The following is a 25,312-nucleotide window of genomic DNA, read 5'->3' as shown; positions in this document are numbered from 1 at the left end:
AAGAAGCAGCCTAGTCTCTAAGTCAAGGCTGTAGAAGCCCATTGATCGACACGGAGTGGCGTCGATGGGTAGTTCACCTTAAGTTTCACTCTGTATTTAAACCCCCAAATATACGCCATATAGCTAACGCTATTGCACGCTTTTTAATTTTACTGGCTAGCGAAGTAGAGCCTAAGTTAGTTTATTGCACAAAAAAGCCGAGCTGCAGCTCGGCTTTTGAAATTCATAATATGTTTTGTCCTGGAATAAACTAAGTTTATTCGCGGATCTGACCGTCGCCATTAACTAAATACTTTTCAGTAGTTAGTGACTCAAGGCCCATAGGTCCGTAGGCATGTAGCTTAGACGTTGCAATACCAATCTCGGCACCTAAGCCCAGTTGTGAACCGTCTGAAAAACGCGATGAAGCGTTAACAGTTACTACCGAAGCATCAACACTACGTTGGAATAACTCTGCCGTAGCAGCGTTTTTAGTACAAATTACTTCTGTATGGTGCGAACCAAATTGCGCTATGTGCTCTACAGCTGCCGCAAAACTTGGAACCACGCGAATGGCTATTTCTAAATCTAAATACTCTTCACCAAATTCATCGTCGCCCAGTACTGTTGCATTGTCAAAATACGAAGCTGCTTGGCTATCGGCATTAATTTTAACGCCTTCTTGACGTAACACTACCGCACACAAGTTTAAAAACTCATCGGCAATATCTTGATGTACAACTAAGCCTTCTAAAGCATTACACACGCCGGTGCGTTGCGTTTTACCATTAAGCAGTAGGTTAATTGCCACTTCAAGGTCGGCGTCTTTATCAACATATAAATGACATACACCTTTAAAGTGTTGGATCACTGGAATTGTGCTGTTTTCGGTTACAAAGTTTATTAACCCTTCACCACCACGCGGTATAATTAAATCAATGCTGTCACGTTGCTGCATTAATTCCATTAATAAGCCACGATCGGGGTCAGGAATTACCGAAATAAGTGCCTCTGGTAGATTATGCTTTGCTAGCACGCTGTGCATTACGCTAGCAATTGCTTGTGAGCTTTTTAGTGCTTCTTTACCGCCGCGTAAAATAACGCTATTACCCGATTTAAAACACAATGCACCCGCATCTGCGGTTACATTTGGGCGCGCTTCGTAAATCATACAAACTACGCCTAGTGGTACGCGCATTTTACGAATTTTAATGCCATTTGGACGCTCGGTAATATCGCGTAGCTGACCAACCGGATCATCTAAGCTTACTATCACTTCGATGCCTTCAGCCATTGCTTCAACACGTTCATCGTTAAGCGTTAAACGGTCAACCATTGCTGCTGCTAAGTTATTGTCGCGTGCCGCGGCTAAATCGCTTTCGTTTTCTTTAATAATAAATGCTTTTTCTGCACGTAGTGCTGCAGCCATGTCCAATAGCACTTTATTTTTTGTCTCGGTATCGAGTAACGCTAACTGATGAGCAGCTTTTGCTGCCTGGCGTGAAATATCCGTAATTAAACTCATGACTTCTCCAATAATGCGATATGTTTTTCAGATATAACAGGTCCAATTGAGTCCTGCATTTTTTCGCTGAATTCACTCTGTTCGTTGTCAGCAATAAAGCTCAACAAACAGCTACTATAATTTGCGGTTGCTTTGGCTAAACGCGTACCATCTTCACTGCGTACTAAAATAGTGTCACCAATTGCGAATTCGCCATGCACGGCCATTATTTCATCGCCACGAATACAGCCTGTTTCGCCTTCGAGTGACTTATCAAACGAGCCATCTACAACAACTTCACCCTGCTCATTTGCAGTGTGCGTCATCCAATGTACAGAATCTTGCATTGGTTTTTCGTATGGTAAGAAAATAGTCCCAGGGTTTTCACCTGCAAGTAAACGCGTAAATGTCTCTTCTTTAAAGCCGTTAATAATATAAGTTGAAATCCCATGTGAGGTTGCTTTTTCAGCCGCTTCAATTTTGGTTTTCATACCGCCTGTACCAACTGCGCTAGTTGCACATCCTGCCATAGCATAAATAGAGTCATCAATTGATTTTATTTCAGGCAGTAAAATAGCATCGTCATGCAAGTTAGGGTTTTTATCATATAACCCATCCACATCTGAAAATATAAGCAGTGCGTCTGCATCAGCTGCTGCTGCAACCATAGCAGATAAGTTATCGTTATCACCTACTTTTAGATCATCGGTTGTTACTGCATCATTTTCATTAATAATAGGTAACACGCCGTGCTCAAGTAAAGTAAATACAGTTTCGCGAATACTTTGATAGCGTTCATGATCACGTAAGTCACCGTGGGTTAATAATAATTGAGCTGATGGAAAGTCAAAAAACCTATCCCACATTGCTATCATTTCTGTTTGACCTGCGGCAGCCATTGCTTTTTTCATCACGACTGAACGTGCTGTATCTGATGGGAACAAATGTGCCCCCGCAGCAACTGAGCCTGACGAAACTAAAATAACTTCAATACCACGAGCGCGACAGCGAACAATAAACTGTGCAATGGTTAATATGTAACGTGAACGGCAGCCATCTTGATCCGGTGCAATTAAAGCACTACCTACTTTAAGTACTATACGTCGCCAATTTAACTTATTCATAAATGTTCAACTTTCCATTTTATTTGCGCTCATACAATGTGATGAGCTAAAACTAGTTAGCTAGGTTTAAAACATAGCTTCGAATTTGGTTTATCATTTAAAAACACTTTTTTACACACGCAAAGCGACTCTATCTAAAACTGTTGTTATAGATTTAAGCGCAAGTACTAAATAGCAACAACTCAACGGTGTTGAATAGTACTAACAAAAAATTTAAAAAGTGTTGTTTATGTATCGCTGTAAAAGCTGTGTGTGGCTTTTTTATTAACAACATACATAGAGCCTCTTAAGTCAGATACACCAACAGATAGGGTGATGACTTAAGGACCGAGATTTAACCGCCACGATGGGGGCTAAATATTGAAAGGTAATAATTCAACTCAAACCTTTATTTATTTAAATAGTTAAATAAACTTGTTTAGCAAAATCATACCAAAGAGTTCGGTAAATGATATTTATACTGCTCAAACCCTTAAATCACTACAAAACAGTATTATACCGCTTTAATGTGACTCTAATATTAATAAGTTATTATTTTAAAACAACCACTTAATTAGACAACTAATTGTTTGAACACGAAGCATAATACGCTAAAACTGCAGGTAAAATCAAGGTTAAAATTCAAACTAAGTAAAATGCAGCTTGTTTTTCGAACTGTTTTTATATTAATTATCAAAAAGTTAAATCCTTTTTGTAGGGTATTTATTAAAATTACTGATAAAATAACAGACTTTAAAACCCGTAATATCTGATAAACAGCTAAAATTCTATTAGCAAAATTTAACTTATCCGTGTATACCCCTGTATTATAATTAACATAAGTTATACTTTTATCTATCATATTCACAAGGAATTCTTATTCTATGTCAGCAATTTATATAGCCGGTATCGCACTTTGCTCCGTGCTTGCCCAGTGGGTCGCATGGGCGTTTAGAGTCCCTGCTATTCTGTTTTTATTGCTTACAGGACTATTATTAGGGCCATTTACTGGCGTACTAGATCCTGACGCGCTTTTAGGCGATTTACTCTTTCCTGTTGTGTCACTCAGCGTTGCTATTATTTTATTTGAAGGCTCTCTCACCCTGCACTTCAGAGAATTAAAAGGCATCAGTAAAGTAGTCAGAAACCTGTGCTCTATTGGTATGCTCACTACGTGTATAATTATTAGCTTTAGTGCCTATTGGCTATTAGAGCTTAACTGGCGGGTAGCTGCTGTGCTCGGCGCTGTACTTGTTGTAACGGGTCCTACTGTTATTGCCCCTTTGCTAAACTCTATGCGACCAACTCAAGACATCGACCGAATACTACGCTGGGAAGGCATTGTTATAGACCCTATTGGTGCTCTTTTTGCCGTATTAGTTTTCGAAGCCGTGATGTTAGTTGGCGAAGGTCAAATATTTAGCCATACCATTATCGCGCTAGTTAAAACCTTAGGTGTAGGCTTAACAATTGGTGTTGTTGCAGGTTGGCTTACTACACAACTTATGCGCCGAGAGTGGCTACCATTTGAGTTGCATAAGTTTGGCATTTTAGCCCTAGTGCTTATAAGTTTTTCAGTGTCTAATCACTTAAGCCATGAATCAGGTTTATTAGCGGTGACTGTATTTGGTATTTGGCTTGCAAACCAAGATGATTTAGAAATTGATTCGGTGCTTGAGTTTAAAGAAGATCTATCGATGATTTTAATCTCAACACTGTTTATTTTACTTGCAGCAAGGTTAGAACTCTCTGATTTAATGATGCTAGATAGCGACGTTTTTATATTTTTAGCTATCGTGCTATTTATAGCTCGCCCTGTGTGTATTGCAATATCGACTTTTGGTACTGACCTACCAATGAAGTCACGCTTAGTACTCGCTTGGATTGCGCCACGCGGTATTGTTGCCGCAGCTGTTGGTTCTGTATTTGCGCTGAGCATGATGGAAGCTGGTGTTGCTGATGCAGAAAAAATGGTGCCGCTCATATTTACCGTTATTATTATTACCGTGGTGCTGCAAAGCCTAACTGCCATCCCTTTAGCTAAACTGCTTGGTGTACGTCAACCATCACCAAGTACCATTTTAATTATTGGTGCAAACCATGTATCGCGTGCTATTGCGCGTGGCTTAAAAGATCAAAATATTCCTGTGCATTTATCTGACCCTGCATGGGAAAACTGTAAAATGGCCCGTATGGATGGCTTGCCTTGTTACTACGGTAATCCGCAATCTGAACATGCTGAGCGTTACTTGCCTTTAACCACTATTCGTAGTGTGTTGGCACTGTCACCAAATCGCCATCACAATGCGCTAGGTGTACAGTATTTTTCTCACTTACTTAATGATAAAAATGTGTTTTCGCTACGCTCATCTTCATCGCATGCTAAAGCGAATAAAGACAGCGCGACTTTCTTATCGCGCCAAATTTTATTTGGTGAAAACGGCTCTTATGCACGCTTAAGCAGTGTGATAGCGAAAGGCGGTAAAGTAAGTGCTACCCGTATTTCTGATGAGTTTAGCTGGGAGCAATATCAAGAAATGAACCCAGAGGCAATTCCACTGTTTATTCTCAAAGGGGATAAAGATGGCGATGACGATGCGCCAGTTAAACTTAGACCCTTTACCAGTGATATGGAAAAACCACCGCAAGAAGGTGAGCGCATTGTTGCTTTGCAACCGGCTAAAATATCACTACTAAAAGATTCACAAGCAAAAGCTAAAGAAGAAAGTTAACACTTTTATTAAAAACTAATAAAAAGGCCTAACTCGCAAGAGTTAGGCCTTTTTAGTGTATTTTTGGTATATCAATATGCTTACATAGGTAGGCGAGCACGAGCCACAACGCTGGCTGGCATTTTTTCGGCTAACTGAGCTAATAAATGCGCAATTTTTTTATGTGTATTGGCATCTGCAACCTTGGCATTAAATAACCAACGATACATATCTTCAAAGTCGCGTGGACTGCCGTAGCCTTGGTTAAATAACTTAACTAAGCGAAACTGCGCTTTTAAATTTCCCTGCGATGACGCTTCACGCAAATAAGTGATTGCCATTGCTTTATCTTGTTGTACCAAACGCCCAATGTCGTAGTAACGCCCTAACTGCTCTAAAGCCGCTGCTAAGCCCTGCTCAGCCGCTTTTTGCATATAGTACACACCTAACTCTACATCGCGATCAACACATACGTTATAGGCTAGCATATCGCCATATAAAAACTGATACGATGGTAATGCCATTTTATTGGCTCGCGCTTCTATATCTTGTACTAACTGGCAATCATCTGCCTTAACCCGGGCTAAATGGGTGTTTTTATTAATTAGCGAAATTAACTCAGTCTCAGTATACAGTGGCACTGCTGCTGCCGTTTCTTCTGCTAAGCTATTGCTGCTCATCAATAAAGAGAGTGTCATTAATGGTAATAACAAAACTGAATGACTAAAAAGTAACTGCATCTTTATCACTTATAAAAATAAACCTATTAAATACTATACAAAGATCGTTCCAAAATTAATATTTAACCTGAACTCTAGTTAAGAGGTTTACTAACGTATTGAATCATAGTTATATTTAATTTTATTTTCTCTAGCCAGAGGTTTTCAGTGAAAACAAGGCGAATTTACGCGTCAATAGCTGGCCTATTGCAAGTAAATTCAACGCAGTTAGCGCTGAAAATAGCTGCTTGAGATAAGTTTATTATCCGGATCTCAGGTTATTTATACTCTATTGTTATTTTTAGACATAAAAAAAGCTGCATTAAGCAGCTTTTTTCAAGTCTAGTTGATATTACGCAAACGGATTGCGAAGTATCATAGTTTCTACACGATCAGGACCAGTAGAAATAATATCAACAGGAACACCTGTGAGCTCTTCAATACGCTTAACGTAATCAATCGCTGCTTTTGGTAAACCATCAAGGCTAGTTACACCAACAGTATTTTCTGACCAACCAGGCATTTCTTCGTATATTGGCGTTACTTTTTCGTAACCTTCAGCTGCTAATGGCGTTACGTTAGTAACTGTGCCATCTTCAAGCTTATAACCAGTACAGATTTTAAGTGTTTCTAAGCCATCTAAAACATCAAGCTTAGTTAAACAAAAACCAGAAATACTATTGATTTGCACTGCACGACGCATTGCTACGGCATCTAACCAACCAGTACGACGAAGTCGACCAGTGGTTGCGCCAAACTCATGGCCTTTATCGCCTAAGTGCTTACCAACTGGGTCTTGCTTATCAAGGCCGTCGTAAAGCTCTGTAGGAAAAGGGCCTGAACCAACACGTGTAGTATATGCTTTAATAATACCAAGCACATAATCAAGGTGTAGTGGGCCAAAACCAGCACCAGTAGCAACGCCACCAGCTGTAGTGTTAGAAGACGTTACATAAGGGTAAGTACCATGATCGATATCAAGTAACGTACCTTGTGCGCCTTCAAACAAAATGTTGTCGCCAGCTAAACGCGTTTGATCTAAAAGCTCAGTAACATCAACAATCATCGCTTTTAAAATATCAGCAACGGCCATTGCGTCATCAAAGGTTTTCTGAAAATCAACAGCATCTACTTTATAGTAATTAACTAAAGTAAAGTTATGGTATTCAAGAACTTCTTCTAGTTTTGCTGCGAATAGTTCAGGATTAAATAAATCCCCTACGCGCAAACCACGACGTGCCACTTTATCTTCGTACGCAGGACCGATACCACGGCCAGTTGTACCAATTGGCTTATCACCACGTGCAGTTTCACGGGCTACATCTAATGCAACATGGAAAGGCAAAATTAATGGACATGCAGCACTGATTAAAAGACGCTCGCGTACAGGTACGCCACGTGCTTCTAACATGCCAATCTCTCTCATTAGCGCTTCTGGTGATAATACAACACCATTACCAATCACACATTTAACATTGTCACGTAATACACCCGATGGAATAAGGTGCAGAACTGTCTTTTCACCGTCGATCACTAAGGTATGGCCAGCATTGTGCCCACCTTGATAACGAACTACTAAAGATGCTTTATCTGTAAGGAGGTCAACTACCTTACCCTTACCTTCGTCACCCCATTGGGTGCCTAATACAACAACGTTTTTACCCATTGTAACTTCACTTAAAAAAATTAGGACAAGATTTTACCAGAAAACAAAGCCAAAGTTCACCCCGTTTAGCTTATATTTTCCGCTCGTATATTTATATGTATAAATATTAACTAATAACCACATAGATAACAGTGGTTTAATGCATTAAATCTGTTTCAATAAAAAGCCCCACTAAACGCGAGGCTTTTAAGATTTAAATATATTGGTTAGCTTTATTGTGCAGTAGCACCTTTCATATATTTAAAGAAGTCGCTATCTGGTGAAAGAACCATTACGTCTTGCTTGTTTTTAAAGGTTTGTTTATACGCCTCTAACGAACGAACAAAACTAAAAAACTCAGGATCTTTATTGTACGCATTAGCATAAATAGCTGCTGCATCTGCATCACCTTGACCACGTACTGTACGTGAATTACGCTCAGCATCGGCAAGCATTACCGTTACACGACGATCAACGCCAGCACGAATAGTTTCGGCTTTTTCTTGACCCTCTGAACGATGCTCTTTAGCAACCGCAGTACGCTCTGCACGCATACGCTGATAAATCGAGCTACTTACTTCTTGTGGTAGGTTTATTTGCTTAACACGCACGTCAAGTACTTCAATACCTAGCTCGCGGGCACTTTCTGAAGCTTGTACTAACGCCTCTTCCATTAACTCGCTACGCTCACCCGACACTATTTCACGAATAGTACGCGTACCAAAGTTAGTACGTAGACCGTTATTTACTTTTTGTTCTAGCAGCGTTTCAGCATATTGCTTATCGCCACGAGCACGCAAGTAAAAAGCACTAAAGTCGTTAACACGCCATTTTACAAACGAGTCAACAATTAAGTCTTTTTTCTCGCTCGTTACAAAGCGGTCTGGTGTACCATCAAGCGTTTGAATACGTGCATCAATACGACGTACTTGGCTAAAAAATGGTACTTTAAATTGTAAGCCTGGGCTGTACACTATGGCTTGATCATCACTGTCTTTTTGTACTTTACTGAATAACAAAACAATTGCTTTTTGCCCTTCAGGTACAACAAAAACTGACGAGAAAGACATTACAATGGCAGCTAATAGTATGACTAAACTAAAGTTTTTCATTATTGTTATCTCCCATCATTAAAACGATCGTTGTTAAAGCGGTCATTACCACTATTAACAGAGCTGTTACGTGACGTATTTACTTTGTTACGTAAATCTTGAATATCACTTGAGCTAGGAAGTGCAACACGGGTTGCTGTGCCTTGCTTTTCCATAATTTTATCAAGTGGTAAGTACATCATGTTGTTGCCACCTTTTACATCAACAAGTACTTTAGAGCTATTGCCTAATACTTCTTGCATTGCATCAATGTATAAACGTTCACGAGTTACTGTTTTAGCCGCTTGATATTCTGGTAATAGCTTTTCAAAACGAGCAACTTCACCTTGTGCCTCAAGTGTAATACGCTCTTGATAACCTTCGGCTTCTTGAGTCATACGTGTAACTTGACCACGAGCACGAGGTTCAATTTCACGCGCATATGCTTCAGCTTCACGGATAAAGCGCTCTTCATCTTCTTGTGCAGCAATTGCATCATCAAACGCATCTTTAACTTCAGCCGGTGGACGAGAATCTTTAAAGTTCACGTCAGTCACAATTAAACCTAAGTTATAAGGTTCAATAACCTTGTTCAGCTCATCCCATGTATTTTGGCGCACAACCTCACGGCCGTTTGTCAGTACTTGGTCCATTTTTGCATGGCCAACTACATAACGTAGTGCACTTTCTAGTGCTTCTTCTAAGCTACTATCAGCATTAGTTACACTAAATTTATACAAGTATGGGTCAATAACACGATATTGAACTTGGAACTCAACGCTTACTACGTTTTCGTCTTCAGTTAACATAAAACCAGACGTTGATAATGAACGAACAGCTTCAATATCTACTGGTATTATGGTTTCAATAAAGGTCATTTTCCAACGCAGACCAGGATCAGCAATACGATCATACTTACCAAATTGAAGAACCACACCACGCTCAGCTTCTTTCACGGTATAAATACCACTGAGTGCCCATACAATTACAGCAATTATAAGTATAAATGAAATACCGGCTCCGCCAAGTCCACCGCCGCTACCATTGCCCGGTTTTTTGCCGCCAAATAAGCCACTAAACTTGTTACTGAATTTACGCAGCACCTCGTCTAAATCAGGTGGGCCTTGATCTCGTCCGCCTTTGTTATTCCACGGATCTTTATCATTGCCATTATTACCCGGTTCATTCCAGGCCATAGCTATACTCCATTGTTATCTAAATAAATAAGGAAATTGAGTTAAATCTAACAAATCTACTGCGTTTCTTATACAAAAACCGACATTAATTACATCAATTTTTAATCACAGACGATAAAACCAGCAATTTCAGGACCAAATTCTTTAATTAAACGATTCCACTCAACTATAGGTAACCTAACATCTAACAGCCAGTTACCTTGTTCATCAAAGCGCTCGTCGCTTACCGCACTTAAACTAAATAACGACGATCTTAACCGTCCATATTGTGGTGCGAGCAATAATGTTTCGCTAAGCATTTGTTTAGCAAGTAATTCGCTAATAGCTTCGCTAAGTAACTCGCAACCTTCGCCGGTTTGAGCAGAAAGCCATACCCTTATAGGTTGGCCTTCATCATCGCGATCAATACGCGCAGTAATATCATCCAGCGCATCAATTTTGTTATAAACCAATAATTGCGGTACTTCATCAGCTTCAATTTCTTTGAGTACTGATTGTACTTGTTCAATATTTTCTTTTAGTCGTGCATCTGCCACATCAATAACATGCAGCTGTAAGTCGGCTTCTCGCGTTTCTGTTAGCGTCGCTTTAAATGCCGCCACTAAGTCATGCGGCAAATGGCGAATAAAGCCAACAGTATCGGCTAAAATAACCGGACCAACATCGCCTAACTCAAGTTTTCGTAACGTTGGGTCAAGCGTCGCAAACAATTGATCTGCAGCATAAACATCTGAGTTTGTAATACGATTAAATAATGTTGATTTACCCGCGTTAGTATACCCTACTAACGATACAGTTGGTATTTCGTTACGGCTACGAGCTCGTCTACCTTGCTCGCGCTGTACAGCAACTTTATCTAGGCGTGCACGAATATTTTGCAGGCGGGCGCGCAATAAGCGTCTATCGGTTTCGAGCTGTGTTTCACCTGGCCCACGTAAACCCACGCCCCCTTTTTGACGCTCTAAATGCGTCCAACCACGAATTAGTCGCGTGGACATATGACGCAATTGCGCCAGTTCAACTTGCAACTTACCTTCGTGGGTACGTGCACGTTGCGCAAATATATCAAGAATAAGGGTGGTTCTATCAAGCACACGACATTGCAAAATGCGTTCTAAGTTACGCTCTTGGGACGGTCTGAGTTGATGATTAAAAATAACGACATCGGCATTGTGGATTTTAACAGTCTCAGCTATTTCTTCTGCTTTACCAGTTCCGACAAATAGTTTCGGATGTGGTGCTTGACGGCTGCCTTGCACAACCGCCAAACTACTAACACCAGCAGAAGATACCAACAATTCTAATTCGTGAAGATCTTCGCGATCCCCCTCTTTAGGAAAGTCAATATGAACTAAAACTGCCTGTTCGCCAGATTTATAGCGGTCAAACAAGCATCACGCTCCTAATTTAAATGTTTCCAGCTTCAGGTTCTTCAGTGTCGTCATTTTCTTGAACACCTTGGAAATTAACTGCACGAGCAGGAACAACTGTTGAAATTGCATGTTTATACACCATTTGATTTACGGTGTTTTCTAGTAAAATAACAAATTGATCAAATGACTGAATTTTACCTTGTAATTTTATGCCATTAACCAAAAAGATTGATACTGGGATGCGCTCACGGCGTAGTGCATTCAAAAATGGGTCTTGTAACGATTGGCCTTTTGCCATGTTATTATTCCTTCGTTCTAGGTGTTATTATAATTAAGTGGCTGAACTTATTTAACAAAGCTAAATTTTATTCAACTACTACTAGCTTAGCGAACTTACTACACGATGCAAGTTTTCTTCATCACCCGTTGTTAACCATGTAACATCAGGCCAGCTTCTTAACCAAGTTAATTGGCGTTTAGCCAATTGACGTGTAGCCGCAATGCCGCGAAATACCATTTCATCATGGTCAATTTCACCCGCAAGGTAATCCCACATTTGTCTATAACCTACACAACGAATAGAAGGCATATTGGGGTGTAAATCCTTACGTAGATATAGGGTCGAAACTTCATTTTCAAACCCCTGTTCGAGCATTATTTTAAACCTTTTTTCAATTCGCTGATGTAATTCACTGCGCTGCGTTGGCGCAATAGCAAATTGATGAAAAGTATAAGGTAAAACCGGCTGTTTTTGCTTTTGCAGCTCGGTCATGGTTTTACCTGTTAATTTGTATACCTCTAAAGCACGATTAATTCTTTGTGAATCGTTTTCACTCATTTTTTGCGCTGCTTGCGGGTCTATTTTTACCAGTTCTTGATACAAATGTGGCCAGCCATATTGCGCAGCTTGCGCTTCAAGTTCGGCTCTTATTTCCACGTTCGCTTCTGGCAGTGGTGATAAACCATCAATCAGAGCCTTGAAGTACAACATGGTGCCGCCAACTAATACCGGCACCTTACCTTGCTGATGAAATTCATCTATTTTTATTATCGCATCACGTCTAAAATCAGCAACTGAATAAGTTTCACTTGGGTCAAGTAAATCAATTAAGTGATGTGGGGCACGTGCTAACTCTGATGCATCGGGTTTAGCCGTGCCAATATCCATACCCTTATATACTAACGCTGAATCAACACTAATTATTTCGGTATTTAAATACTCGCACAATGAAATTGCCAACGCCGTTTTACCCGCTGCAGTTGGACCCATTAAAAATATGACTGGTAAATTACTCAACACGAATACCTTAATCTAATTGCGTTAAATAGTGCTCTATATCTATTTTAACTGCTTTTACACGCAAACGTTCAATTGTTTGCGGATTATTTTGCATGCGGGCTTGCTGCGCTAAAAAGATATTGCTGGAATAAAAACGCGCTGGTGTGTGCTGCATCTGCCACGCCAACCAGCTTTCTATGTTTTCAAGTGGTGCTTTACACGCTTCCAGCAGGCTTTCAACCGCGCTAGTAACGTCTAATAAATATAAGCACGCGGGAAGTTTTTTAACCATCACAAACTGTTTTTCAATAATTAGCTCAAAACCTAATAGCGTAAACCAAGACTGTTGCGCTGCTATTAGCTCACAGTCTTGCTTGGATAAATTAACCCGTACTGGCAACAACAGCGCTTTGCCCTCTAAGCTGCCCTGCTCTTTTATTTGCTCATGCCAATCATCAACTAATGCATATTTAAAATGTGAGCAATACAATTTCTGCTCGCTGCTAAACACACACACGCCTTCGTTGATGCTGATAATAGCAACCGTTTTTAAAGCAACTGCCTGCTCCACAGCGTGTGACTGGTTAACCCCAACAGATACGTGAGCACCTTGGTCAAAATGCGCGGCATGCTGCTCACTCACGCCCTGATAAAAAGCATTAATATCATGATGATTAGTACTAGGTGCAGCTCTGTAGGCGCCGCCACTCCCTCCCGCACTACGCGAACCTAGCGAAGCGCCGCCAGAACTGACACTATGAGATGGTTGCAATTGCGATTTAGGATAATCAAATACCTCACCCGACTCAAAATTCCCAGTGGGAGAATGCGCAGTGTCTGTCTGACTAAATGCCGTATCGGCTAGGTTATTTAAAGGCTCATTAGTAAACTCACCTTGCAGTGGCACAACAACTTGTTTAATTGCTTGTAGTATAAAGTCGTGTACTAAACGCCCTTGATGAAAACGTACTTCGTGTTTTGCCGGATGAACATTTACATCAACTTGACGAGGATCAATATCAATATAAATAACAAAACCGGGTAACTCTTGGGCACCACTTACTTCTTCAAATGCTTGGCGAATAGCGTGCAGTATAAGCTTGTCGCGCATCATACGATTGTTTACATAGGTATACTGCACGGTGTTAGCAGAACCAACCGGCAATACCCAGCCATGGAGCTGCAAGCCCCCCTCGCCCGATTGAATATGCAAGCCTTGCTCAGCAAATGCTTTACCCGCCACTTGCGCTACACGGGCAATTGCTTGGCTAGGATCAGTTTTAGCACGGTACTGCCTGACTACTTTTTCATTATGAGTAAGGGTAATAGATACATCAAATCGACTCAGCGCAATGCGCTTTATAAGCTCATCAATATGGCTAAACTCTGTTTTTTCGGTACGTAAAAATTTGCGCCGGGCTGGCGTATTAAAAAATAAATCTTTTACTTCTATGGTGGTGCCATCTGGGTGCGCTACTGGTTTTACTTGCACAGCCATATCGCGACCTTGTGCAAATGCTTGCCAAGCGGCTTCTTGATGTTTAGTTTTTGAGCTTAGCGTTAAGCGCGAAACGGAACTAATTGACGCCAGTGCTTCGCCTCTAAATCCTAGTGAGCAAATATTTTCTAAATCATCGAGGGATTTCAATTTACTGGTTGCATGGCGAGAAAGCGCCAATGTAAGCTCGTCTTGAGCAATACCCACACCATTGTCACGAATACGAATTAGTTTGTGCCCACCTCGCTCAATATCTATTTGAATGCGTGTAGCACCAGCATCTAGGCTATTTTCTACTAATTCTTTTACCACCGACGCGGGGCGCTCGACCACTTCACCTGCAGCAATTTGGTTCGCTAAACGTGCGGGTAGTATTTCAATACTCATTCAACTTCCTAACAAACATGGCTCTAATGATAAGCAATTAACTTTGCGGTATATCGAGTTCTTGGCCAATAAATAAGGTATTAGAGCTTAATTTATTCGCCTGCTTTAACTTGTTTATAGTTATGCCGTAGCGACTCGCTAACATGCTTAACGACTCCCCCGGGCGAACTTTATGCTTGGTTGGATATTGCGACTTTAACTTGGCAAATAAAGAATCGTCAGGTGGATTTTTTAAATAATAATTTTTAATTGAAGTAAATATAGCTTTGGCTAAACGCTCTTGGTGATTAGCACTTTTTAGCAATTTTTCTTCACGGGGATTAGAAATAAACCCTGTTTCGATTAAAATAGAAGGAATGTCTGGTGACTTTAATACTGCAAGACTCGCATGTTGAGGGTCTTTTTTATGTAACTTTGCCACCTTACGCAGCTCTTTTACTACTTCATCAGCAACGCTCAAACCGGTTTTCATCGAATGATCCATCGACATATCAAGCAGTGCTTGCGCTAAGTACTTTTCATTGGCGGCATCTTTTATTACATCTGCCGCGCCACCTAAAAGCTCAGAGTGTTTTTCTTTATCTTCAATCCATTTACCTATTTCTGAGTTAGCACGGCGCAGTGATAACACCCACACTGAGGCACCATTTGGACCTGGGCTCGTAAATGCATCAGCATGAATAGAGACAAAAAAATCAGCTTTTTTCTCACGAGCACGATTGGTGCGGGTATTGAGCTTTACAAAGTAATCGCCGCTGCGCACCATACGCGAAATCATCCCGCGCTCAGAGTCAATCATCCTCTCTAAGCGTTTAGCTATTTGTAATGTAATCGTTTTTTCATAGGTACCCGATGGGCCAATTGAGCCAGGGTCTTCGCCACCGTGACCAGCGTCAATCGCAATAACAATATCGCGCTCTTGGCTTAATTGACGGTTTTTAGCCGCTGTCTGCGCTGGTGATACTGCTGTGGATGATTCACTTTTATCATATAGATCAACAACCAACCTGTTTTTATAGGGGCCCGTTGGTGCTAATGCAAAAACCACAGGCTTTACCGGGGCACTCAATTCAAATACAAAGCGCACGCTGTGTTTATTTTTTGGTTTAGAATAACGAAGCTTACTAACAATTTGATGCTCAGGCGGAATACCGGGTAACACTTTAAGCTCCCGTGTTTGCTCTAAATCAACCACTAAACGGCTAGGATTTTTAAGCATAAAATAACTAAAGTCAGGCTTTTCAGTTAAATCAAATACCACCCGAGTGCTATCGGGAGATGGCCAAACGCGCACACTATTAATGGTATTTTGTGCCCATAGCGACGAACTCATAGTGATAGCTACAAGATAAATAAAGAGTTTAATTACACCGCGACTCATGTTGATAGTGACTGCCTTAACTATTTTATTATTTGTTATATAACCAATATTATTACTCTGAGGTTAAGTTATTTAGTTTTTCAATAATTACGCTACCACGCTCACTGGCACTATTAATAACGATATTTCGCTCATCGCCTACATAGCTTAAGGTAATATTTAAATCTGGCACAGGAATAAACTCTCCGCCTTTTTCTGGCCATTCAACCACACAAATTGCTTGCGCTGAAAAGTAATCGCGTATTCCCATATATTCAAGTTCTTCTGGATCGCCTAAACGATACAAATCAAAGTGGTAAACATTAGCGCGCTCCAGCTCATATGGCTCTACTAAGGTATACGTTGGACTTTTAACCTTACCTGTATGGCCAAAACCTTGCACTATGCCACGTGTAAAGGTGGTTTTACCCGCGCCTAAATCGCCATGTAAATAAATTACCGCACCTTGCTCTATAATAGCCGCAATTCGATTGCCCATTGTTACCGTGGCAATATCATCACTCAAGTGAGACTTAAAACTACGTGACATTATTACCTTTACCTCAAAAATTTATTAAAGCGCATATTTGTTAATCATACCAGATTATTTATTTAAGGTGATACAGCCAATTTTTAAAGATAAAAAAACCGGCTAAGCGCCGGTTTCTATTAACGAGGAATTATAGTCCCAATTTTTTCTCAAGATAGTGGATATTAGTCCCACCATTTTGGAAGTTTTCGTCTGCAAGAATTCTTTTATGCAGCGGAGTATTGGTTTTAATACCGTCGATTACTAATTCATTTAGTGCGTTACGTGCACGAGCAATTGCTACGTCACGGTTTTCACCGTAAGTAATTAGCTTACCAATCATTGAATCGTAATGTGGTGGAACCGTGTAGTCAGCATAAATATGGCTGTCCCAACGAATACCTAAACCACCCGCAGGATGAAAACGTGTAATTTTACCCGGTGACGGAATAAAGGTTTCTGGGTCTTCTGCGTTAATACGACATTCAATTGCATGGCCGCGAATAACAACATCATCTTGAGTGAACGACAATGGCTGACCAGCAGCAATTTTTAGCTGTTCTTTAACTAAATCAATACCTGTAACCATTTCAGTAATTGTATGCTCAACCTGAATACGGGTATTCATTTCGATAAAATAAAACTCGCCGTTTTCGTATAAAAACTCAAACGTACCAGCTCCACGATAACCAATTTCAATACAGGCACGCGTACAGCGCTCACCAATAAATTTACGTGTTTCTGCTGTAATTCCTGGAGCGGGTGCTTCTTCAACTACTTTTTGGTGACGACGCTGCATAGAACAATCACGTTCACCTAAATGCACAGCATTACCTTGGCCATCAGCTAAAATTTGTACTTCGATATGACGTGGGTTTTCAAGGTATTTCTCCATGTAAACCATACCATTACCAAAGAACTGCTTCGCTTCTTGCTGGGTTAATGCAATTGAATCAATCAGTTCAGCTTCGCTGCGCACAACACGCATACCACGACCACCACCGCCACCAGCGGCTTTAATGATTACCGGATAACCAATGCGCTTAGCAATTTGCATATTGCGCTCTTTGTCATCTGATACTGGACCATCTGAGCCTGGTACACACGGAACACCGGCTTTACGCATTGCTGCGATTGCAGAGACTTTATCGCCCATAAGACGAATTGTATCGCCAGTAGGACCAATAAATACAAAACCACTTTGCTCAACTTGATCGGCAAAATCAGCATTTTCTGCAAGAAAACCATAACCAGGATGAATCGCTACAGCGTCAGTTATTTCAGCCGCGGCAATAATACGCGGAATATCTAAATAACTTTCTGTTGCTGCTGGTTTACCAATACAGATGGTTTCATCTGCAAGCAATACATGCTTAAGATCGCGATCTGCCGTTGAATGCACAGCAACCGTTTTGATCCCAAGCTCTTTGCAGGCGCGCAATATACGAAGTGCAATTTCACCTCGGTTTGCAATGACTACTTTATCTAACATTAGAGTTGGCCTTTTAGGTTGCGCTATTATTCAATGATGAATAAAGGTTGATCAAATTCTATTGGCTCGCCATTTTCAGCTAAAATAGCTTTTACTGTACCAGCTTTGTCTGACTCAATTTGGTTCATCATTTTCATTGCTTCGATGATACATAATGTATCGCCAACTTTAACTTGAGAACCAACTTCTACGTATGCTGGCGCTTCTGGTGAAGCTGCAGCGTAGAATGAGCCAACCATAGGTGATTTAACTTGATGACCTGTAGAGGCTGCTGGAGCAGCGGCTTCAACTGCTGCTGCAGGAGCTGCAGCAACTGGAGCGGCAACTGGTGCTGGTGCATATTGCTGTGGCGCAAACTGAGCATAGCCTGGGCCTGCACTCATGTTATTACGATTTATACGTACTGACTCTTCACCTTCAGTGATTTCTAGCTCAGCAATACCTGACTCTTCTACTAATTCAATAAGTTTTTTGATCTTGCGAATATCCATAAACGGCCCGCCTATTAGTTTGTGTGTTTAAAATTAATTTGAGTTTTGCAATTGGTTTACTGCAGCTTCAAGCGCTGCGTGATAACCCATTGCACCTAATCCACATATTACGCCTTGCGCCACATCAGAAAAATACGAATGATGGCGAAACGCTTCACGTGCGTGCACGTTGCTTAAATGCACTTCAAAAAACGGAATATCAACACTTAACAATGCATCACGTAATGCGACGCTCGTATGCGTAAATGCAGCAGGATTAATAATTATGTAATCAATCGCTTGCCAAGTATCGTGAATACGCTCTATCAGTGCTTGCTCACTATTACTTTGGAAGTGCGTTAACTCAACATTTAAACTATCAGCGGCACATGTTAGTTCGCTCATAATTTCGCTTAGCGTACGTGAACCGTATTTATCTGGCTCACGTTTACCTAGCATATTTAAATTTGGGCCATTTATAACTAAAAGCTTGAATTTTGCAGCCATAATACGCGATATATCCTATAAGTAATGAGTTAAGCAGTCGTTAGCTAATTTTTTACAAAAATGTGAGTATAAAAAATAAGATAACAACAATTTCTCACGTTAACCAACTATTATAGTGATTTCGACGTAAATAACAGCAAAATACTGGTCTTATCTCTGTATTGGGTACAAGCATTGAGGCAGTAGTAATAGCCCCACCTTTAAATTATGGGGGGCTATTATATTGCTACTTTACGCTGGCGCGTACTGTAGATAGGTGCTGAGCAAAATCTCCAGCAGTCAAAAAGCCGGTAACACGTTGTGCACTTAGCTCCTCTCCTTGGGTATTAAAAAACAAAATACTCGGTAAACCAAACACCGTATATTCTTCCATTAGCTCGATTGTTTTGTTATCGCTATCGGTTAAATCGACTTGAATTAGCTCAAAGTGACTAAACTCATTTTGCACTTTTGCATCGGGAAAGGTGTAATGCTCAAATTCTTTACACGCAATACACCAATCAGCATATAAGTCGACCATAACCAGTCGGCCTTGCTCATTAGCGTGAGCAACGGCTGCTTTTAACTCAGTTAAATTGGCTACTTGCTTAAACTCATTACTTTGCGCACTTACTTGCATTGTTTGCATGTGTACTGGCCAAAAATAATTTTTAGTTAAGTTAAAGCCACTAACAACGAGTAACGTTGCAGCAAACCACAGTGCTGTTTTTAATTTTCCTTGTGTTTGGCTACTTTGCCAGTGATGCAAGTAAAGCGCGGTTGCCAAGGCTAATACTCCCGCCATTAATAAAATAACATCGGCATCTAAAAGGCGCTCAAGTAATATAAGTGGCACAACTAGCATAATAAAGCCAAATAGGGTTTTAACTTGTTCCATCCAGCCACCGGCTTTAGGCAATAGCTTTCCGCCCGATGTACCGAGTAGCAATAATGGCAGTCCCATCCCTAAACTCAGTACATAAAGCGTTAATCCCCCCACTAAATAGTCGCCACTTTGTGCTACAAACAATAGCGCCGCTGACAAAGGTGCGGTGGTGCAAGGCGAGGCAATCAAGCCCGATAATACGCCCATTAAAAACACACCAACGTAGTTGCCACCTTTTTGGTTATTACTTACTTGGGTTAACTTGTTCATCATGCCACTTGGTAGCTTTATTTCGTACCAACCAAACATCGACATTGCTAATAATACAAACAATAAACTAAAGCTAATAAGTACATAAGGGTGCTGCAAATAACCTTGAACTTGCCCGCCAAGTGCGGCCACAACCAAACCTAATGCCGCGTAGGTCACTGCCATACCTTGAATATATACAAATGATAACGCGAAGGCTTTTTTAGTTGAGAGATTTTTTTGCCCAGCAATTAAGCTCGACAAAATTGGAAACATTGGAAATACACACGGTGTAAAAGCCAGGCCAACACCAACAACAAAAAATATCAGTAAATTAGTAATTAGCCCTTGGCTTGCTAACTGCTCGGTAAAGGTCAGATCTTTTTTAGGCGCATTGCTTGTCGGCGCATTAGCCTGACTTAATGCTGTAAATGCGTTTGCAGAGGTTGCACTGTGCGTAGCATCATCAGCATTTTGCAGCTGTTCACCGGCAATTTTGTTTAGCGGAATACTAATAACTTCAGGTGGGTAACATAACCCAGCTTCAGCACAACCTTGGTAACGCACTTTTACTACTGCTCCCTCAGTTACATTACTGAGCTTACTAACAATACTAAGTGCATTAAAAAAAACTTCTGTTTTACCAAAGAACTCATCTTCGATAACTTCTCCATTACCTAAGTCGCCTACTTCTATATTCGCGCCTTTGGCAATAATCTCTATTTTATTTTTATATAAGTAGTATTCAGGTGCAATATCCCAGCCTATAAATAAAGTATTATCTTGCTGATCAAAATCAAATACAAATGCTTGGTCTACTTGTAAAAAGGTTTGTTGTGGAGGTGCAAGTAAATCACCAAGTATATTATTAGCCTTAGCTGGAGCCGCTAATAATGCAACCAGTAACAAAAAGAAAAAACGCATTAATTAAGTACCTCATCCATCCAATTAAAATAAGCTAGGTTACCCGTTGCCACATCAACAACCTGGATCTCTGGCACTTCGTAGCTGTGTAATGCTTTAATAGTTAAAAATACATCGTTCATTTTATCTAACTTTGTTTTGATCAATAGTTTAGCTTCGGTTGCCTCAACTACTTCACCTTCCCATATATAAATAGAAGCTACCTTTGGTAGAATATTCACACATGCAGCCAGTTTTCTCTCAACTAATGCTTTTGCCAGCTCTCTTGCTTCATTTTCATCTTTGCAGGTAGTAAAAATAAGTTTAAATTGCGCCGCCATAATGAACCTTTATGTGTTTAATAATGTCTGTAAGCATAGTATCTGATAGCGTATGTAATGTGTAGGTGCTATAACTGCAAAAAATAGTAATAGCGCTTACTGTATCCTTGAAATTAGACCGCTCCACCCTCACTTATATTTCATCAACTCTTTTGAGTTTCATTATTTAGAGAGCTTTATGTTTAGATTTTTATTTGTGTTGTTTATCATTATTCCTATTATTGAAATCGCCTTACTTATACAAGTAAGCGAGGTAATAGGTGGTTTTTCGACAATTGCGCTAGTAATTATTACCGCGATTTTAGGCGCAAAAATGGTAAAACAACAAGGTATGAGCGCGCTACAAAAAGCACAAACTCAAATGGCCGAAGGGCAAATGCCTGCGAAAGAATTATTTACTGGTATATGCGTTATTATAGCTGGCGTATTATTGTTAACGCCTGGCATTATGACCGACGTTTTTGGGCTACTATTATTAACGCCAGTAATTCGCAACAAACTGGCAGCCGGCCTTGCTAGCCAAGCTACTGTACGTATGAGTGCAGGTATGCAACAAGGTGGTTCACCATTTACCCAGCACAGTCAAACTGAGGCAGATCCTCATCAAGTGAACAAACCGACCATCATAGATGGTGAGTTTGAACGAAAAGATTAATTTTTTTAATTTTACGCTTGGATTTTGGCGTAACACCCCCATTATTGAATGCAACCAATATAAGCTTTTTTCTGCCCTTCGCAGAAACTGTTAGGAGAACTAAATAAATGAATATTCGTCCTTTACATGATCGCGTGATCGTTAAGCGTCTAGAAGAAGAAACAAAATCTGCTGGCGGTATTGTATTAACTGGCTCTGCAGCTGAAAAATCAACCCGCGGAGAAGTTGTTGCCGTTGGTAATGGTCGCATTTTAGAAAGCGGTGATGTTAGAGCATTAGAAGTTAAAGCCGGTGACACTGTGTTATTTGGCTCATATGTTGAGAAAGTTGAAAAGATCGAAGGTCAAGAGTACCTGATCATGCGTGAAGATAATATTTTAGGCATTGTAGGCTAAACCTACTTTTCGTTTATAAACATTTAAGAATTTAGAGGAATTTAAAACATGGCAGCAAAAGAAGTACTTTTTGCAGGTGACGCACGCGCTAAAATGCTAACTGGCGTAAACATCCTGGCAAACGCAGTAAAAGTTACATTAGGTCCTAAAGGCCGTAACGTTGTACTAGATAAATCATTTGGCTCTCCAGTTATCACTAAAGATGGTGTATCTGTAGCAAAAGAAATCGAACTTGAAGACAAGTTTGAAAACATGGGCGCACAAATGGTTAAAGAAGTTGCATCTAAAGCTAACGATGCAGCCGGCGATGGTACAACTACCGCTACAGTACTTGCACAGTCTATTGTAAACGAAGGCCTTAAAGCTGTTGCAGCAGGCATGAACCCAATGGACCTTAAGCGCGGCATCGACAAAGCAGTAATTGCTGCTGTTGCAGAGCTTAAAGCGTTATCTGTTCCATGCTCTGACACTAAAGCAATTGCACAAGTAGGTACTATTTCAGCTAACTCTGATAAAGAGATTGGCGACATCATTGCACAAGCAATGGAAAAAGTAGGCCGTAACAGTGGTGTTATTACTGTAGAAGAAGGTCAATCACTAGAAAACGAACTCGATGTTGTTGAAGGCATGCAGTTTGACCGTGGTTACCTATCTCCTTACTTTATTAACAGCGCAGAAAAAGGTACTGTTGAACTAGATAACCCATTTATTCTACTTGTAGATAAAAAAATATCTAACATTCGCGAATTATTACCAACATTAGAAGCAGTTGCTAAAGCAAGCAAACCACTACTAATCATCGCAGAAGACCTTGAAGGCGAAGCACTCGCTACATTAGTAGTTAATAACATGCGCGGTATTGTTAAAGTATCAGCAGTGAAAGCTCCTGGTTTTGGCGACCGTCGTAAAGCAATGCTACAAGATATCGCTGTATTAACTGGCGGTACTGTGATTTCAGAAGAAATCGGCCTTGAGCTTGAAAAAGCAACAGTTGAAGACCTAGGTACAGCTAAGCGCGTAATTATCACTAAAGATGATACAACTATCATTGATGGTGCTGGCGAAGAAGCAGGTATTAACGGTCGTGTTTCACAAATTAAAGCACAAATTGAAGAAGCAACATCAGACTACGATAAAGAGAAACTACAAGAGCGCATGGCTAAACTAGCTGGCGGTGTTGCAGTAATCAAAGTTGGTGCTGCGACTGAAATGGAAATGAAAGAGAAAAAAGACCGCGTTGAAGATGCATTAAATGCAACTCGTGCAGCGGTTGAAGAAGGTGTAGTACCTGGCGGCGGCGTTGCACTAGTTCGTGCAGCAAGTAAGCTGGTTGATTTAGTTGGCGACAACGAAGATCAAAACCACGGTATTAAAGTTGCACTTCGTGCAATGGAAGCGCCACTTCGTCAAATCGTAACAAACGCAGGTGACGAAGCTTCAGTTGTAATTAACGCAGTTAAAGCAGGTTCAGGTAATTTTGGTTACAATGCTGCTACTGGCGAATACAATGACATGATTGAAATGGGTATCCTAGATCCAACTAAAGTAACACGCTCTGCACTACAATTTGCAGGGTCTATTGCGGGTCTAATGATCACTACCGAAGCTATGGTAGCTGAAATCCCTAAAGATGATAGCGCTCCTGATATGGGTGGCATGGGCGGTATGGGTGGAATGGGCGGTATGATGTAAACCCCACCTAAACCTCCCGGTTAAAAAAACCCAGCCTCGGCTGGGTTTTTAATGTTATAGAAAAAATAAAAAACTAACTATACTCTTAGTCACTTAAGTACTATTGCTTAAGATAGTTGATTATTGAGTTGCAAATAAAAATTACTTCAACGTATTCTAGTGCAATTAAGCTTATGCCGAATCATACTCAGAGTAAGTTTTATTTACATAAACATTATTAAGGATATTGAGTTGAATAAAAGACCTGAAATAATCATCTCATCATTAGATGCAGATAGACTATATGATTTAATCGAATCATTGCCAGCAAACAGTTTTGCGGGTGAAAAAGAACTTGAAGCAGAATTAGGACGAGCAACTATAGTTGATCCTAAAGACGTTCCAGCAACTATAGTTACCATGAATTCGACGGTAAATTTTGTTGTAGAATCTTCAAAAGAAGAATTTAATTTAACTCTTGTCTACCCGAAAGATCTTGACGCTAGCGGCCAAAAAATATCAATTTTAGCCCCTATAGGAGGCGCTTTACTTGGGCTATCACAAGGAGATGAAATTGAATGGCCTAAGCCTGGTGGAGGTTTAATAAAAGTAAAAATAAAAGAAGTAACCTACCAACCTGAAAGAGTCGGCGAACTACATAGATAATTTAACGAAGCTAATAAGTAGCTCCTAGCGCATTAAATTAATTAAAAACCCAGCTCATGTTGGGTTTTTAGTTTGCGCTATCATTTTAGCTCAAATCATTTCACAATATCACTTCCATAAATTTACTAACTGTTAAGCGTGATAATAACCGGGAGTTAATTCCAGCAACCCATTAAATATTCTAATTTATAATTAGTGCAGGCCACTAAACTCGATAAATTGCTTGTCGTAGGTAAAACTGAGGCAATTATAGCTCCCACCTCACTAAGGATATAATACGGCAACACTTGCTAATTACCACAGATGCTATGCCATCCGGACAGCACCCAGTGGCCATTGCTAGTCACCCATATGGAAATATATTGATAGATATGTAAAACCTGCCAATGATACTCTTACCTCCATATTTGCCATAGCTTAATCCAGCTGAGCAAGTATTAGCATGGATAAATATACTCACTTAATAAATAGCATTTGCTATCGATGCACTACGCAGTAGAAAAGCAACAATCTAGCTATTTTTGATGCTCTTTTATCGTCGGGAGTCGCTGCGCTCGCCCGACCTACGTGTTAGGTGTTGGATGAGTGTCCATTAATTATACGAACCTCACTTTCCTGCAGACGTAAAAAAGCCCGAATCGTTAAATTCGGGCTTTCTACAATTTGGAGCCTGGCAATGTCCTACTTTCACATAGCAAATGCTACACTATCATCGGCGCTGTTT

At 40.4% G+C, this 25,312-nt stretch carries 22 protein-coding genes; 5 read left to right on the top strand and 17 right to left on the bottom strand.

Annotation, left to right across the window (positions count from 1 at the left end; genetic code table 11):
- Positions 1–256: 256 nt before the first annotated feature.
- Complete coding sequence (locus tag J5X91_RS16125; RefSeq protein WP_208835230.1) at positions 257–1,504, bottom strand: glutamate-5-semialdehyde dehydrogenase; 1,248 nt, start codon at positions 1,502–1,504, stop codon at positions 257–259.
- A complete protein-coding gene (gene proB, locus J5X91_RS16120; protein ID WP_011326992.1) occupies positions 1,501–2,607 on the bottom strand; it encodes a glutamate 5-kinase in 1,107 nt (368 codons plus the stop codon). The genes J5X91_RS16125 and proB overlap by 4 nt, the downstream gene beginning before the upstream one ends.
- An 863-nt stretch (positions 2,608–3,470) precedes the next feature.
- On the opposite strand from proB, the gene J5X91_RS16115 reads away from it, so the two are divergent.
- Positions 3,471–5,318, top strand: a complete 1,848-nt coding sequence (locus J5X91_RS16115; RefSeq protein WP_058372400.1) for a sodium:proton antiporter — start codon at positions 3,471–3,473, stop codon at positions 5,316–5,318.
- A gap of 80 nt (positions 5,319–5,398) precedes the next feature.
- On the opposite strand, the gene J5X91_RS16110 is transcribed toward J5X91_RS16115, so the two are convergent.
- From J5X91_RS16110 to cutA, 15 genes are all read right to left on the bottom strand, one after another.
- Positions 5,399–6,037, bottom strand: coding sequence for a tetratricopeptide repeat protein (locus J5X91_RS16110; protein ID WP_193038830.1), 639 nt, complete (start codon positions 6,035–6,037; stop codon positions 5,399–5,401).
- A gap of 331 nt (positions 6,038–6,368) precedes the next feature.
- Positions 6,369–7,682, bottom strand: coding sequence for an adenylosuccinate synthase (locus J5X91_RS16105; protein WP_011326988.1), 1,314 nt, complete (start codon positions 7,680–7,682; stop codon positions 6,369–6,371).
- A 212-nt stretch (positions 7,683–7,894) separates the two neighbouring features.
- On the bottom strand, positions 7,895–8,773 hold the full coding sequence (hflC, locus tag J5X91_RS16100) for a protease modulator HflC (RefSeq protein WP_011326987.1): 879 nt from the start codon (positions 8,771–8,773) through the stop codon (positions 7,895–7,897).
- A 5-nt stretch (positions 8,774–8,778) separates the two neighbouring features.
- Positions 8,779–9,948, bottom strand: a complete 1,170-nt coding sequence (hflK, locus tag J5X91_RS16095; protein WP_179807603.1) for an FtsH protease activity modulator HflK — start codon at positions 9,946–9,948, stop codon at positions 8,779–8,781.
- 101 nt (positions 9,949–10,049) lie between these two features.
- Positions 10,050–11,339, bottom strand: coding sequence for a ribosome rescue GTPase HflX (hflX, locus tag J5X91_RS16090; RefSeq protein WP_179807602.1), 1,290 nt, complete (start codon positions 11,337–11,339; stop codon positions 10,050–10,052).
- Positions 11,340–11,355: 16 nt separating this feature from the next.
- Entirely contained in the window at positions 11,356–11,619 is a 264-nt protein-coding gene (gene hfq / locus J5X91_RS16085) for an RNA chaperone Hfq (protein ID WP_011326984.1), read from the bottom strand.
- Between the two features lie 81 nt (positions 11,620–11,700).
- Positions 11,701–12,618 carry a tRNA (adenosine(37)-N6)-dimethylallyltransferase MiaA gene (gene miaA / locus J5X91_RS16080; protein ID WP_208835229.1) on the bottom strand — a complete coding sequence of 306 codons (918 nt, stop codon included), beginning with the start codon at positions 12,616–12,618 and terminating at the stop codon, positions 11,701–11,703.
- A 10-nt stretch (positions 12,619–12,628) separates the two neighbouring features.
- A complete protein-coding gene (gene mutL / locus J5X91_RS16075) occupies positions 12,629–14,485 on the bottom strand; it encodes a DNA mismatch repair endonuclease MutL (protein WP_208835228.1) in 1,857 nt (618 codons plus the stop codon).
- A gap of 37 nt (positions 14,486–14,522) precedes the next feature.
- Positions 14,523–15,866 carry an N-acetylmuramoyl-L-alanine amidase gene (locus J5X91_RS16070; RefSeq protein WP_041454319.1) on the bottom strand — a complete coding sequence of 448 codons (1,344 nt, stop codon included), beginning with the start codon at positions 15,864–15,866 and terminating at the stop codon, positions 14,523–14,525.
- Between the two features lie 52 nt (positions 15,867–15,918).
- A complete protein-coding gene (tsaE, locus tag J5X91_RS16065; RefSeq protein WP_011326980.1) occupies positions 15,919–16,395 on the bottom strand; it encodes a tRNA (adenosine(37)-N6)-threonylcarbamoyltransferase complex ATPase subunit type 1 TsaE in 477 nt (158 codons plus the stop codon).
- 130 nt (positions 16,396–16,525) lie between these two features.
- Positions 16,526–17,866, bottom strand: a complete 1,341-nt coding sequence (accC, locus tag J5X91_RS16060) for an acetyl-CoA carboxylase biotin carboxylase subunit (protein WP_011326979.1) — start codon at positions 17,864–17,866, stop codon at positions 16,526–16,528.
- A 26-nt stretch (positions 17,867–17,892) separates the two neighbouring features.
- Entirely contained in the window at positions 17,893–18,357 is a 465-nt protein-coding gene (gene accB, locus J5X91_RS16055; protein WP_011326978.1) for an acetyl-CoA carboxylase biotin carboxyl carrier protein, read from the bottom strand.
- A 33-nt stretch (positions 18,358–18,390) separates the two neighbouring features.
- A complete protein-coding gene (aroQ, locus tag J5X91_RS16050) occupies positions 18,391–18,843 on the bottom strand; it encodes a type II 3-dehydroquinate dehydratase (protein WP_011326977.1) in 453 nt (150 codons plus the stop codon).
- A gap of 226 nt (positions 18,844–19,069) precedes the next feature.
- Positions 19,070–20,881 carry a protein-disulfide reductase DsbD gene (locus J5X91_RS16045; RefSeq protein WP_208835227.1) on the bottom strand — a complete coding sequence of 604 codons (1,812 nt, stop codon included), beginning with the start codon at positions 20,879–20,881 and terminating at the stop codon, positions 19,070–19,072.
- The gene (cutA, locus tag J5X91_RS16040) at positions 20,881–21,201 is read right to left on the bottom strand and encodes a divalent-cation tolerance protein CutA (protein ID WP_011326975.1); all 321 of its coding nucleotides are present in this window, start codon (positions 21,199–21,201) and stop codon (positions 20,881–20,883) included. Before cutA ends, J5X91_RS16045 begins: the two co-directional genes overlap by 1 nt.
- 178 nt (positions 21,202–21,379) lie before the next feature.
- Here cutA and J5X91_RS16035 point away from each other — a divergent pair, with 178 nt between their 5' ends.
- The 4 genes from J5X91_RS16035 (at position 21,380) to rnk (ending at position 24,588) form a co-directional block, all read left to right on the top strand.
- A complete protein-coding gene (locus J5X91_RS16035; RefSeq protein ID WP_011326974.1) occupies positions 21,380–21,856 on the top strand; it encodes an FxsA family protein in 477 nt (158 codons plus the stop codon).
- A 107-nt stretch (positions 21,857–21,963) separates the two neighbouring features.
- Complete coding sequence (locus J5X91_RS16030; RefSeq protein ID WP_011326973.1) at positions 21,964–22,251, top strand: co-chaperone GroES; 288 nt, start codon at positions 21,964–21,966, stop codon at positions 22,249–22,251.
- A 48-nt stretch (positions 22,252–22,299) separates the two neighbouring features.
- Positions 22,300–23,943 (top strand): chaperonin GroEL, encoded by a 1,644-nt coding sequence (groL, locus tag J5X91_RS16025; protein WP_208835226.1) that lies wholly within the window; start codon positions 22,300–22,302, stop codon positions 23,941–23,943.
- A 231-nt stretch (positions 23,944–24,174) separates the two neighbouring features.
- A complete protein-coding gene (gene rnk / locus J5X91_RS16020; protein WP_041454318.1) occupies positions 24,175–24,588 on the top strand; it encodes a nucleoside diphosphate kinase regulator in 414 nt (137 codons plus the stop codon).
- Positions 24,589–25,312: the final 724 nt, after the last annotated feature.

Origin of the sequence: Pseudoalteromonas sp. K222D (assembly GCF_017653575.1) — a bacterium.
Lineage (GTDB): Bacteria > Pseudomonadota > Gammaproteobacteria > Enterobacterales > Alteromonadaceae > Pseudoalteromonas > Pseudoalteromonas nigrifaciens.
This window is presented reverse-complemented; position numbering and strand designations above follow the sequence as displayed.

What these genes read in the sequence shown, in the direction of transcription:
- proB (WP_011326992.1), bottom strand. Translation starts at nt 2,607, where the DNA reads ATGAATAAGTTAAATTGGCGACGTATAGTACTTAAAGTAGGTAGTGCT.
- J5X91_RS16115 (WP_058372400.1), top strand. Translation starts at nt 3,471, where the DNA reads ATGTCAGCAATTTATATAGCCGGTATCGCACTTTGCTCCGTGCTTGCC.
- J5X91_RS16045 (WP_208835227.1), bottom strand. Translation starts at nt 20,881, where the DNA reads ATGCGTTTTTTCTTTTTGTTACTGGTTGCATTATTAGCGGCTCCAGCT.
- tsaE (WP_011326980.1), bottom strand. Translation starts at nt 16,395, where the DNA reads ATGTCACGTAGTTTTAAGTCTCACTTGAGTGATGATATTGCCACGGTA.
- accC (WP_011326979.1), bottom strand. Translation starts at nt 17,866, where the DNA reads ATGTTAGATAAAGTAGTCATTGCAAACCGAGGTGAAATTGCACTTCGT.
- cutA (WP_011326975.1), bottom strand. Translation starts at nt 21,201, where the DNA reads ATGGCGGCGCAATTTAAACTTATTTTTACTACCTGCAAAGATGAAAAT.
- J5X91_RS16110 (WP_193038830.1), bottom strand. Translation starts at nt 6,037, where the DNA reads ATGCAGTTACTTTTTAGTCATTCAGTTTTGTTATTACCATTAATGACA.
- J5X91_RS16035 (WP_011326974.1), top strand. Translation starts at nt 21,380, where the DNA reads ATGTTTAGATTTTTATTTGTGTTGTTTATCATTATTCCTATTATTGAA.
- aroQ (WP_011326977.1), bottom strand. Translation starts at nt 18,843, where the DNA reads ATGGCTGCAAAATTCAAGCTTTTAGTTATAAATGGCCCAAATTTAAAT.
- J5X91_RS16105 (WP_011326988.1), bottom strand. Translation starts at nt 7,682, where the DNA reads ATGGGTAAAAACGTTGTTGTATTAGGCACCCAATGGGGTGACGAAGGT.
- hflK (WP_179807603.1), bottom strand. Translation starts at nt 9,948, where the DNA reads ATGGCCTGGAATGAACCGGGTAATAATGGCAATGATAAAGATCCGTGG.
- hfq (WP_011326984.1), bottom strand. Translation starts at nt 11,619, where the DNA reads ATGGCAAAAGGCCAATCGTTACAAGACCCATTTTTGAATGCACTACGC.
- J5X91_RS16070 (WP_041454319.1), bottom strand. Translation starts at nt 15,866, where the DNA reads ATGAGTCGCGGTGTAATTAAACTCTTTATTTATCTTGTAGCTATCACT.
- accB (WP_011326978.1), bottom strand. Translation starts at nt 18,357, where the DNA reads ATGGATATTCGCAAGATCAAAAAACTTATTGAATTAGTAGAAGAGTCA.
- hflC (WP_011326987.1), bottom strand. Translation starts at nt 8,773, where the DNA reads ATGAAAAACTTTAGTTTAGTCATACTATTAGCTGCCATTGTAATGTCT.
- mutL (WP_208835228.1), bottom strand. Translation starts at nt 14,485, where the DNA reads ATGAGTATTGAAATACTACCCGCACGTTTAGCGAACCAAATTGCTGCA.
- J5X91_RS16030 (WP_011326973.1), top strand. Translation starts at nt 21,964, where the DNA reads ATGAATATTCGTCCTTTACATGATCGCGTGATCGTTAAGCGTCTAGAA.
- groL (WP_208835226.1), top strand. Translation starts at nt 22,300, where the DNA reads ATGGCAGCAAAAGAAGTACTTTTTGCAGGTGACGCACGCGCTAAAATG.
- J5X91_RS16125 (WP_208835230.1), bottom strand. Translation starts at nt 1,504, where the DNA reads ATGAGTTTAATTACGGATATTTCACGCCAGGCAGCAAAAGCTGCTCAT.